This window comes from Ruegeria sp. AF8, from assembly GCF_056541825.1.
Map to the genome: position 1 here is coordinate 113,166 of NZ_JBQFYW010000001.1, position 10,149 is coordinate 123,314.

The following is a 10,149-nucleotide window of genomic DNA, read 5'->3' on the forward strand; positions in this document are numbered from 1 at the left end:
TTCCGGGCTCAGATGCATTTGAAATAGTCAAAGGGTTCAAGGCAGTCGGTGCAGCGCCAATGCGCCTTGCACGGGGTCGAGCCGAACTGGCTGACCTTTTCCACCGCCGTGCTGCCGCAATTGGGGCAACGTTCGGGCCCGCCTGCGGGTTGCGGCGGCGCGATACCATACTCTTCCAGCCGGGCGCGGCCCTTCTCGCTCAGCCAGTCGGTTGTCCAGGCGGGCGAGATACGGGTTTGCAGGCGGATATCCTCGATGCCGTGATCACGCAGCGCGGTTTCGATATCCATGCTGATCACGGATGTCGCCGGGCAGCCGGAATAGGTGGGCGTCACGGAAACGGTCAAGGTATCGCCGTCCCATTCGACATCGCGCACGATGCCCAGATCGACCACCGAGATAACCGGGATCTCAGGATCGGGAACGGCGTCGAGCCATTCCCAGACCTGTTCTGTCGAGGCGCGCGACATGCGATTTACCAGCTTGCGCCGGGATAGGCGCGCTGCAACCATTGCATGCTGGTCAGCAAATGCCCCAGATGCTCGGTATGCATGCGCCCGTCACGGCCGCCCTTGTGGGCAAAGCGCCCCTCGGGGATGGTCAGTGTCGCCTCGTTCAGTACGCGGCTCACCAGAGCGTCGTACTCCTCGCGCAGGCTCGCCGGATCGGGTGCGATCCCTGCGGCCGCCATTTGCGCGTCCACCTCGTCGCCGACGAACATCTCGCCGACATAGGGCCAGAGGTAATCCAGCGCCTCCTGCATCCGCGCATGGCTTTCTTCGGTGCCGTCGCCCAGACCGACCACCGTATCGCCGGAGCGTTCCAGATGATAGGTAACCTCTTTGCTGGCTTTTTCGGCAATCGCCGCGACGCGGTCGTCGGACGATGTCATCAGCCGTCCCAGAATGACGCTGTGCCATGCGTCGAACAGGAACTGGCGCATCAGCGTGCGGCCGAAATCTCCGTTCGGCACCTCGGCCAGCAATACGTTGCGGAAATCCCATGCGTCACGCAGAAAGGCCAGATCGTCGGCGCTTTTGCCTTCGCCCTGAACGTCAGCCGCAAGGCCCAGCCACATCTGGGTCTGACCGATCAGGTCCAATGCTGTATTGGCAAGCGCGATGTCTTCCTCCAGCACCGGCGCGTGGCCGCACCACTCGCTGACCCGGTGGCCGAGGATCAGGGTGTTGTCCCCCATCCTCAGCAGGAATTGCAGAAAAGCCTCATCCCGGGTCATCACATCGCCCCCACTTCTTCGGGAATGTCGAAAAAGGTCGGGTGGCGATAGATCTTCGATTCCGACGGCTCGAACAGCGGGCCCTTGTCGCCCGGTGCCGTGGCGCTGATATGCTTTGCCTCGACCACCCAGATCGACACGCCCTCGTTACGGCGGGTATAGACGTCACGGGCATTCTTGATCGCCATATCGGCATCCGGCGCATGCAGGCTGCCCACATGACGGTGGCTCATGCCATGCTGGCCGCGAATGAAGATTTCCCACAGGGGCCATTCGTTTTTCATGTCTCAAATCCTCCTAGGGCGGGTTATTCGGCTGCCACTTTCGCGGCTTGTTTCTTGCGGGCATGGGCCAGCAGCCCGTCGCGCACCCACTGGCCGTCGTCCCAGGCTCTGAGACGGGCGGCCATGCGGTCGGTGTTGCAGGGGCCGTTGCCCTTGATCACGTCGAAGAATTCCGACCAGTCGGGATCGGAAAATTCGTAGTGCCCGCGCTCTTCGTTCCATTTTATGTTCGGGTCCGGCAGATCGAGGCCCAGATATTCGATCTGCGGCACCGTCTGGTCCACGAATTGCTGGCGCAGTTCGTCGTTGGTCTTGACCTTGATCTTCCAGGCCATCGACTGTTCGGAATGCACCGAATCCTTGTCCGAGGGCCCGAACATCATCAGCGCCGGGAACCACAGGCGGTTGACCGCGTCCTGCGCCATCTTCTTTTGCTCGGGCGTGCCAAAGGCCATGGCCATGATCGCCGAATATCCCTGACGCGCGTGAAAGCTCTCTTCCTTGCAGATGCGGACCATGGCGCGCGAATAGGGACCGTATGAGGTGCGCTGCAACGCCACCTGATTGATGATCGCAGCCCCGTCGACCAGCCATCCCACGGCACCGATATCGGCCCAGTTCAGCGTCGGATAGTTGAAGATCGACGAATACTTCATCCGCCCCTCATGCAGTAGACGGATCAGTTCGTCGCGGCTTTCCCCCAAAGTCTCGGCGGCGGAATAGAGGTACAGGCCATGCCCGGCCTCGTCCTGCACCTTGGCCAACAGGATCGCTTTGCGCTCCAGCGTGGGCGCACGGGTGATCCAGTTGCCTTCGGGCAATTGGCCCACGACCTCGGAATGTGCGTGCTGCCCGATCTGGCGGATCAGTGTCGCGCGGTAATCGTCCGGCATCCAGTCGCGCGGCTCGATCTTGATGTCGTTGTCGATCTTGTCCTGAAAGACGCGTTCCTGTTCGGTCATGTCCTCGCGGGATTTTACCCCGGACGAGGCCGTCTTGATCATCTGAGCATACATCTGGGCTCTCCTCCCTTATACGCGTTCGAGAATAAGTGCCGCACCCTGACCGACGCCAACGCACATGGTACAAAGCGCGTAATGTCCGCCGGTGCGGCGCAATTGATAGGCCGCGGTCATCACCAGCCGCGCGCCGGACATGCCCAAGGGGTGGCCGATGGCAATGGCACCTCCGTTGGGGTTGACGTGCGGGGCGTCGTCGGCCACGCCCAGCTCGCGCAGCGAGGCAAGGCCTTGCGCGGCAAAGGCTTCGTTCAATTCTATCACATCCATCTGGCCGATGGTGAGTCCTGCGCGGTCCAGAACCTTGCGGCTGGCCGGAACCGGACCGATGCCCATCACGCGCGGCTCGACGCCCGCGACCGACATGCCGACCACCCGTGCGATTGGCGTCAGTCCGTTCTTGGCGGCCGTGGCCTCATTCGCCAGCAGGATCGCCGCCGCTCCGTCGTTCACGCCCGAGGCGTTGCCTGCCGTCACTGTCTTGTCGGGGCCGTTGACACCCTTGAGTCCAGATAGTTTTTCGGCACTTGTGCCGGGGCGGGGATGTTCATCCGTGTCCACAATGACCGGCTCACCCTTGCGTTGCGGGATGGTGACCGGGGTAATCTCTTCCTGAAACACGCCGGCTTCGTGCGCCGCGGCCCAGCGGGCCTGGCTTCGGGCGGCAAAGGCATCCTGATCGGCGCGGCTGATCTGATAATCCTCGGCGACATTGTCGGCGGTTTGCGGCATCGAGTCGGTGCCATACATCCCGTGCATCTTCTTGTTTACGAACCGCCAGCCGATGGTCGTGTCATAGACCGCGTTGGCGCGTGTGAAGGCGCTGGTCGCTTTGGGCATAACGAACGGCGCGCGCGACATGCTTTCGACACCACCGGCGATGGCCATGTCATAATCGCCCGCCTTGATCGCACGTGCCGCCATCCCGACCGCATCCATGCCGGATGCGCACAGGCGGTTGATCGTGGTGCCGGGCACATCCACCGGAAGCCCTGCCAGCAGCACCGCCATGCGCGCCACATTGCGATTGCTTTCACCGGCCTGATTGGCGTCGCCATAGATCACGTCATCCAGACTGGCCCAATCAACTTGTGGATTGCGCTCTTTCAGGGCGGCCAGCGGGATGGCCGCCAGATCGTCCGTACGAACCTGGGACAGGGCGCCGCCATAGCGTCCGATCGGGGTGCGTTGGGCGTCGCAAATGTATGCGTCCATGCGTCGAAAACTCCGGTCTTTGGTAGGGCGTCATTAAGTGACCGCTTGGTCGGGTAATACGCTCTGAAGCGATTCGCGGCAAGAGAAATGTAACGTGTTCACAAATTTTTCCAGATTTTGGTAACATATCGATGCGGCCAAACAGAAAACCCGCCAAATGGCGGGCTATGCTCGTTTCGGGTACTTCTTTGATTTCAAACCATTCCGGCTTCGGCCAGTACCGTGCGCGCCACGCGGAAACACTCCAACGCCTGCGGAACGCCGCAATAAATCCCTACGACGTGAATGATGGCGCGGATTTCCTCTTTGGTGACACCGTTGTTGATCGCGCCCCGGCAATGGATCTCCCATTCATGCATCTTGCCCAAGGCGCCGATCATCGACAAATTCATCATTGAACGGGTCTTGGCGTCGATCACGTCATCGCCCCAGCCAAAGCCCCAGCACCACGCTGTCATCGCTTCCTGAAAGGGTCGGGTGAAGTCATCGGCGGCGGCAAGGTTCTTTTCCACGTATTCCGCGCCCAGCGTCGATTTGCGCTGAGTCAGCCCTTTCAGAAACAGGTCTTCGTCAAACAGGTCAGCCATGGTGGTTCTCCGTGGTAATTGGCATTATTTCGGCAAAGCGCCCGGACCGGACGCGCATTTTTGCGCCATCTTCCTCGGCATGGTCGCCCGCGTCCAGCAACTCGATGCGCAGTCCGGAATGCCGAAAGACAGGCGCTCCCGAGGCGGCCATGCCACGCAGACGGGCCGCAATTGCGCGTTTCTTTGCAACCTGATGGGGTTGGAAGTCGTCGAAGTCGCGCGGCGTAATCGCATGATCCGTATCGATCGCTCTATCTGCGATGGCTGCGTCCAGCAGGTCTTGCCCGCGCCCGGTCCGGCAGATCACGCCGTTGAAACCGGCATCCTCGCCCTTCGGAGAGCCACCCGGCCAGATATCGGCGGCGACAAGGTCGGCGGCTTCGCCAATGGCATCGGGGCATAGTTTGCAGCGGGTCTGGATGCGCCACCCGGCCTCGTCCGCCCACATATCGAGATAGGTTTTTTCGAAAGCGCGCCCGTCTTCGGTCTCGATCCGGGTGGCTCCGGGATTTCCATGGCCACGATAACGGAAAAGCGTGACGTCTTCTTCTGTCAGCCCAAACTCGTTCAGCACCGACAGGCTCTTGCCCAGATCCGAGGCGCCGCCGCACACCATGACCAGAACTGCGACCACCAAACTATTGATACGAGGGTCCGATTTCGCGCGCTCTTGGATCGCGCCTGCATCGCAGGGTTTCGCAATGATTGCAAATGGTTCACCCCGTTTCAGCGCGACGTTCAGTCCGGCCAGCGTATCCCTGGGGCCATAGCGGGATCCGGCGCATGAGGTTGCCGCTTCGGGCGTTTCGCTGATTACCCATTTGCTGCGCATCGGGGCATTCGGGTCTGCGGCGCAATGCAGAATGAACCGGGCGCGACCCGAGTGCAATAGCCAGGCCCCAAGCGCTGTCAGAACGCCCCCCGTGGCCGCGCGAAACCGAATGTCCGGATCACCGGCCCAAGCGCGGGTCATCGTGGTGTAGCCGCCCCAGATCTCATCCTGAGAAGGCGCAGTGGAACCGTTTGCCGACACTGTTGCACCGGGGCAGGCGGCGAGGATTTCCTTATCCTTTTCAGCATCTTCTGAATTTGGTGCAGGGCGCAACCTGCCTTGTGCAGTCATCGTCATCACCCACCTCTCGGGCGCGACGGCCTGACACAAACCGCAGCCGATGCAGAGTCCGGTTTCGACCACTTCGCGGATGGTCTCGGGATGCCGCATCAGGTGGTCAGCCGGTGTTTGTAGAGGTGGTCGTAGTGCGGTTTCATCCTGCGGTGCACCTGCTTGACCCGATCCGGGGATTCCTCGATTGAGATGTGCTTGCGTGGTTGCGGTTTGAGGCCGGTGGATTTTGCGAGATTGCCATGAAATGAGCCACCATCCCACCAGCTATGTGCCGAAGGATCGCCGCCCGCTTCCCATGCAAGCGCCTCCTCCAGAAAGGGTATCCCAATGGAATCGCAGAACTTTTTCGTTATTTCATGCGGGTCCTCCAGAAGGTCGTCGCTGTCGATCACCGGCGGCGGTGTGCCGTTCAGCGCCGTCAGCAGGTCAAACAGCGCGCGCTGTTCGGGAAAGCCGACCTCGCCTTCGGCAAAGTCGGGCCATTGCTTGAACATCGAGGTGATGGTCTTGGCCGGGTCGCGGATCAGGAAGGCGTGGGTGAAGTTCGACAGGAACTCGGCATCCCACATATGATTGATATAATGGGGAAAATCCTTGATGAAGACAGGTCCCGCGCGGGCACGTTCCTGAATGTCGTCCCAGACGCTTTCCAGGGTCAGGCCCGGTGTCGTTTTCTCGCCCGGCTGAAAGCGGTGCCACAGCGGGTCCTCGCCCTGATACCAGGCCTCGCCGAAAGGTTCGTGCAGGCAATCCAGATCGCCGCGCTGGCGCATCATCCATTCAAAGGCGGTGGAGGTGGAGCGGGGCACGGCCCACAGAGCGATGATTTTGTGCATTTTGTACCTGTTTCAGAATGGGCCTTGTGCGAATTGTACAACTCGCCGCCGCGCCTAAAGCCGTTTCAAAAGCTGCCCGCGCGGTGTCTCGGGGGCGATGCCGAGTGATTTGAAGACGCGCCAGTAGAGCGCGATGTCATGGCCGATGACCGGCTTGCCCAAGGCCGATTCCAACTCGTCCGCCAGATGCAGGGGGCGTTGCGGAATGCCGCCCGGACCCGTGCGGAAGTTGCACATTCCGTTTATCAGGATCGCATCGGCCTGCGGAGCCTGCTCGGCGACATATTCGAAACTCTTGCGCACCAGATCACCATCGAAGACCCAGCGGCAGGAGTTGACCTCTTCCTGGCTGTCGAACCAGCCCTGATCGTGAAAGTTGCCCGCATACAGCACATCGAACCCGGCCTCGCGGAGAAACCCGACCGTGCCCTGCCACCATTCGGGCCAGTGATAGGCGGCGTTGAGCGCCACCTTTTCCACGTTCATCTCGCGCAGCGCCTCGACCATGGCATATCCGGCCATGTGGAAGCGGATACCGTGTTTGTCGGACAGATCTTCGCAATGCTGCCGCACGCCCTCGACCCCCAGCCCGCAGGCGTGCACCCAGTTGGAGCCCACTTGCCCGCAGACATCGACGCCATTACGGGACATGCAGTGCACGAAATCGTCGAGCATTCCAAAATTCTGTTTGCGCTGGTCCAACCCGTGCACATAGTCGGGAACGTGCAGCATCCAGCCATGCACGCCGACGGTTTCGGGGCACATGCGCAGGAAATCGGATGGCGCGGCGTCATAGTCGAAAGGGGGGCAGGTGAAGCCGACCTGATGCGGGAAGAGTTTATGTTCGGGTTGCCATTCACTGGGCATGAGCATGGGGGCTATTCCTTGTTCGATCTGGCAGGGGCGACCTGGGGGCCTGGGTGTTTAGGGAGGTCGTCTGCCAGTCGCAGCCATGGGACCGCGTCGTTCATAAACACATGTGCATCGGGGGTGTATTCAGCGGGGTCATCCAGCGTTGCCGCGTGGATGTGGATTTCTCCGGGCCATTTGTCCGACCGGAAATAGAGGCGCGTGCCGCATTTCGGGCAGAACCCGCGATGGGTGCCGGGAGAGCTTTGGTAGTGATTGATCTCGCCTGTCCATTTGACGGTTTCCGGAGGTAGGCCGACAAATGTGGTGAACGGAGATGAGGTGGCCTTTTGACAGTCGGTGCAGTGACAGGACAGACGGCGGGTGATCCGGCCGGATGAGGACCAGTTGACCGCGCCGCACATGCATTGACCGACAAGCGTTTCCGTCATTCCCACCCTCCGGTGTGGTAGTGAATTTTCTGCAAAACGGGTCGCCCGTCGATAATCCATCCGGCAACGAAGCGTTCATCTCCGGGCGCGAGCTTCACGCCTGAATTGCAGCTGTCCACCATTAGTTGCTGCATGGATGTCGTCACGTCCAGTTTGCCTCGGAATATTTCAACCACCTCAAATTCGATCTTTGGCCAACTGACCAGCTGACGGCCTTGGCGTGTTGTGCCATCGGAGTGCCTATAATCGACGGGTTCCCACACCGTCGGCACAAAGGATTTCACCTTGATTTTTGCGGTAAACTCCTTTTCCAGCAATTCTCCGGAGAGTTTGGTCCAAAAGAAGTAGGACCCCATTTCTGGCGTATAACAGGCCGATGCTGGGAGCGATGTCAGACACAGACCTGCAAGCAAGAGTAGGGTTTTGCGTAGCCGATCCCGTGCGTCTGCAAGCGGGTGGCGGGCTGAAGCCCGCCCTACGGGTTTGCTGTATGTGGGGCGGAAGTCAGCCATCCACCGCCTCGCGCATCCATTTCTGTAGCGTGGCGATCGAATGTTCCGACATCACGCCGCAGCCGGGGTCGAGGACAAGCGGGCCGGGGCGGTAGCCGCGGGATTTCAGGCCGCGATGGACGGATTCCACAAGGCGGATGTCTTCCTCGACCGTGGTTTCGCGGTCCTGCACCGCCAGTTGCCGGATCACCGCGCTTTCCGAGCCGCCCTCGGTGTACCAGCCGCGCCAGACGGTGCAGTGGTCGGCGTCGCCGGCGCGCCAGTGATAGGTGTTCAGCACATTGCCCGGGTAGCACTGGAACGAGAACATCGGCCATAGGAACCACGACTGATAATCGCCCGCATGGGGCACCGACAGGTCGATGGGATAGGTCATCTTGTCGAGGCTCTGGCATTCGGTCGTGTGGCGCAGGACGTAACCGCCCCCGGCGTCGGGCTGGATGTCATAGGTTTCGGGCTTGACCACACCTTCGGCAAAGGTCGGGTGGTTGGTGGGGCAGTGGTAGCATTCGGAATAGTTCTCGACGCTGACCTTCCAGTTGCAGTTCTCGGGCACCTCGACCCATTCCAGCGGTTCCAGATCGTCGATATGGGGCACATAGGCGCGGATTTCCGAGCGCACGCCGGGATACCAGTCGTCCATCGGGGCGGCGCCATCGTCGAGATTGACGAAGATGAAGCCGTTGAAGATTTCGGTGCGCACGGATGTCAGGCAGATCGCGCTGCGGTCGAAACCGGGGACGGATTTGATGTTGGGTCCGGCGCGGAGTTCGCCCGACAGTTCATAGGTCCAGGCGTGGTAGGGGCAGACGACGACGCGGGTGTTGCCTGCGCCTGTCACCATCTCATGCGCGCGATGCTGACAGACATTGTAAAAGGTACGAACCTCGCCGTCGCGGCCGCGGATGCAGAACAGGTTCTGACCCGCGATCTCGAAGGCGAAATAATCGCCAGTTTCTCGGACTTGCGCCACATGTCCGGCGAATTGCCACGTTCGCGCCAGAAGACCTCGCATCTCCTGTTCGAAAACCGCAGGGTCGGTGTAATAGCGCGCGTCGAGGGCATGGGTAAGGGGGGCGTTCATTCGGGCTCCTCGGCATAGAGGCCAAGCTGGTGGCGGCGGCGGTGGAAACGTTCCACCCGCTCGACGATCTCATCGCTGGACACTGCGATCACGAAGGACAGCAGGGTTTCCAGCAAGGCAATCGTCGAGACGGAGGACGGAAAGAATTGCGGCGTGTCGGCGGCCACGACAAAGCCGTGATGGGCGTTCAGGACGATCGGGCTGGCCGGGCTGTCCGATATGCCGATGACCGTCAGCCCCTGTTCGCGGGCCAGTTTGACGGCCTCGATCACCTCGGTTCGATAGGGTTTGCAGGTCATTGCAATCAGCACGTCCTGCTGGTCAGCCCAGGCCAGATCGTCGATCGGAGTCGAACCGGGGCGGGGGATGGCGTGGAATTGTTTCATGCCCGTCGAGGCGAGGTAGGTGAAGTTGCGTGCGTTCGAGTTGTTGACGCCGACACCCAGTGTGTAGACTTGCCGCGAATTCCAGACATCCTCGGCGGCGGCTTTCAGGCGCGCGGCGTCGATACCGGCAAAGGTTTCCTCGATATTTCGGATCGCGGCGCCCACCATGTCGGCATAAAGGCCACCCAATTCTCCGGACTTGCCGATGTCCTGCAGCCAGCGGGCGCGGTCGGGGAATGTCGCGGTGCCCCGGCGAATCGCCTCGCGGAAGGGGGCGCGGAAATCTTCGTAGCCGTCAAAGCCCACCTGGCGGGCCATACGCACGAAGGTGTTGGGTTTGACATTGGCGGCCTCGGCGATTTCGCGCACCGTCGAAACCCCGACATCCGTTGGGTTTTCCAGCACGTAACGCGCTGCTTTCTGCGCCTCGGGTGTCAGGGTGTCCCACTCTTCGGTGAGGCGGTCCAGGACAGAAGATGATACATTTGTGTCATTCATGATTGACGATGGTACATTTGTGGAATTAGCCTGTCGAGCAGAAATGCGACTCGGGAAGAGGAAA

13 protein-coding genes are annotated in these 10,149 nt (G+C 60.9%); all 13 read right to left on the reverse strand.

The genetic code is table 11. The annotated features are described in order from the left end of the window. Positions 1-8: 8 nt before the first annotated feature. Positions 9-470: a 1,2-phenylacetyl-CoA epoxidase subunit PaaD gene (gene paaD / locus ACR0AO_RS00525; protein WP_480598616.1), complete on the reverse strand. Its 462-nt coding sequence runs from the start codon at positions 468-470 to the stop codon at positions 9-11. A gap of 5 nt (positions 471-475) precedes the next feature. Beyond that, positions 476-1,237: a 1,2-phenylacetyl-CoA epoxidase subunit PaaC gene (gene paaC / locus ACR0AO_RS00530; protein WP_480598618.1), complete on the reverse strand. Its 762-nt coding sequence runs from the start codon at positions 1,235-1,237 to the stop codon at positions 476-478. Next, positions 1,237-1,521: a 1,2-phenylacetyl-CoA epoxidase subunit PaaB gene (gene paaB, locus ACR0AO_RS00535; protein ID WP_480598621.1), complete on the reverse strand. Its 285-nt coding sequence runs from the start codon at positions 1,519-1,521 to the stop codon at positions 1,237-1,239. Before paaB ends, paaC begins: the two co-directional genes overlap by 1 nt. Positions 1,522-1,544: 23 nt before the next feature. Next, complete coding sequence (gene paaA / locus ACR0AO_RS00540) at positions 1,545-2,537, reverse strand: 1,2-phenylacetyl-CoA epoxidase subunit PaaA (protein ID WP_480598627.1); 993 nt, start codon at positions 2,535-2,537, stop codon at positions 1,545-1,547. Positions 2,538-2,552: 15 nt separating this feature from the next. Beyond that, positions 2,553-3,755 (reverse strand): 3-oxoadipyl-CoA thiolase, encoded by a 1,203-nt coding sequence (pcaF, locus tag ACR0AO_RS00545; RefSeq protein WP_480598630.1) that lies wholly within the window; start codon positions 3,753-3,755, stop codon positions 2,553-2,555. Between the two features lie 194 nt (positions 3,756-3,949). Further along, positions 3,950-4,342 (reverse strand): carboxymuconolactone decarboxylase family protein, encoded by a 393-nt coding sequence (locus ACR0AO_RS00550; protein ID WP_480598632.1) that lies wholly within the window; start codon positions 4,340-4,342, stop codon positions 3,950-3,952. Further along, complete coding sequence (locus ACR0AO_RS00555; protein WP_480598636.1) at positions 4,335-5,564, reverse strand: Coenzyme F420 hydrogenase/dehydrogenase, beta subunit C-terminal domain; 1,230 nt, start codon at positions 5,562-5,564, stop codon at positions 4,335-4,337. The genes ACR0AO_RS00550 and ACR0AO_RS00555 overlap by 8 nt, the downstream gene beginning before the upstream one ends. Continuing rightward, positions 5,564-6,304: a sulfotransferase-like domain-containing protein gene (locus ACR0AO_RS00560; RefSeq protein WP_480598639.1), complete on the reverse strand. Its 741-nt coding sequence runs from the start codon at positions 6,302-6,304 to the stop codon at positions 5,564-5,566. The genes ACR0AO_RS00555 and ACR0AO_RS00560 overlap by 1 nt, the downstream gene beginning before the upstream one ends. Positions 6,305-6,358: 54 nt before the next feature. Then, the gene (locus ACR0AO_RS00565) at positions 6,359-7,177 is read right to left on the reverse strand and encodes an aspartate racemase/maleate isomerase family protein (RefSeq protein WP_480598642.1); all 819 of its coding nucleotides are present in this window, start codon (positions 7,175-7,177) and stop codon (positions 6,359-6,361) included. A gap of 5 nt (positions 7,178-7,182) precedes the next feature. Then, positions 7,183-7,605 carry a GFA family protein gene (locus ACR0AO_RS00570; RefSeq protein ID WP_480598644.1) on the reverse strand — a complete coding sequence of 141 codons (423 nt, stop codon included), beginning with the start codon at positions 7,603-7,605 and terminating at the stop codon, positions 7,183-7,185. Next, on the reverse strand, positions 7,602-8,117 hold the full coding sequence (locus tag ACR0AO_RS00575) for a hypothetical protein (protein ID WP_480598647.1): 516 nt from the start codon (positions 8,115-8,117) through the stop codon (positions 7,602-7,604). Before ACR0AO_RS00575 ends, ACR0AO_RS00570 begins: the two co-directional genes overlap by 4 nt. Further along, complete coding sequence (locus tag ACR0AO_RS00580; RefSeq protein ID WP_480598650.1) at positions 8,110-9,201, reverse strand: aromatic ring-hydroxylating oxygenase subunit alpha; 1,092 nt, start codon at positions 9,199-9,201, stop codon at positions 8,110-8,112. Before ACR0AO_RS00580 ends, ACR0AO_RS00575 begins: the two co-directional genes overlap by 8 nt. Then, the gene (locus tag ACR0AO_RS00585; protein WP_480598653.1) at positions 9,198-10,085 is read right to left on the reverse strand and encodes a MurR/RpiR family transcriptional regulator; all 888 of its coding nucleotides are present in this window, start codon (positions 10,083-10,085) and stop codon (positions 9,198-9,200) included. The genes ACR0AO_RS00580 and ACR0AO_RS00585 overlap by 4 nt, the downstream gene beginning before the upstream one ends. Positions 10,086-10,149: the final 64 nt, after the last annotated feature.

What these genes read in the sequence shown, in the direction of transcription:
- ACR0AO_RS00580 (WP_480598650.1), bottom strand. Translation starts at nt 9,201, where the DNA reads ATGAACGCCCCCCTTACCCATGCCCTCGACGCGCGCTATTACACCGAC.
- paaC (WP_480598618.1), bottom strand. Translation starts at nt 1,237, where the DNA reads ATGACCCGGGATGAGGCTTTTCTGCAATTCCTGCTGAGGATGGGGGAC.
- ACR0AO_RS00550 (WP_480598632.1), bottom strand. Translation starts at nt 4,342, where the DNA reads ATGGCTGACCTGTTTGACGAAGACCTGTTTCTGAAAGGGCTGACTCAG.
- paaB (WP_480598621.1), bottom strand. Translation starts at nt 1,521, where the DNA reads ATGAAAAACGAATGGCCCCTGTGGGAAATCTTCATTCGCGGCCAGCAT.
- paaA (WP_480598627.1), bottom strand. Translation starts at nt 2,537, where the DNA reads ATGTATGCTCAGATGATCAAGACGGCCTCGTCCGGGGTAAAATCCCGC.
- ACR0AO_RS00565 (WP_480598642.1), bottom strand. Translation starts at nt 7,177, where the DNA reads ATGCTCATGCCCAGTGAATGGCAACCCGAACATAAACTCTTCCCGCAT.
- ACR0AO_RS00585 (WP_480598653.1), bottom strand. Translation starts at nt 10,085, where the DNA reads ATGAATGACACAAATGTATCATCTTCTGTCCTGGACCGCCTCACCGAA.
- paaD (WP_480598616.1), bottom strand. Translation starts at nt 470, where the DNA reads ATGTCGCGCGCCTCGACAGAACAGGTCTGGGAATGGCTCGACGCCGTT.
- ACR0AO_RS00570 (WP_480598644.1), bottom strand. Translation starts at nt 7,605, where the DNA reads ATGACGGAAACGCTTGTCGGTCAATGCATGTGCGGCGCGGTCAACTGG.
- pcaF (WP_480598630.1), bottom strand. Translation starts at nt 3,755, where the DNA reads ATGGACGCATACATTTGCGACGCCCAACGCACCCCGATCGGACGCTAT.
- ACR0AO_RS00575 (WP_480598647.1), bottom strand. Translation starts at nt 8,117, where the DNA reads ATGGCTGACTTCCGCCCCACATACAGCAAACCCGTAGGGCGGGCTTCA.
- ACR0AO_RS00555 (WP_480598636.1), bottom strand. Translation starts at nt 5,564, where the DNA reads ATGCGGCATCCCGAGACCATCCGCGAAGTGGTCGAAACCGGACTCTGC.
- ACR0AO_RS00560 (WP_480598639.1), bottom strand. Translation starts at nt 6,304, where the DNA reads ATGCACAAAATCATCGCTCTGTGGGCCGTGCCCCGCTCCACCTCCACC.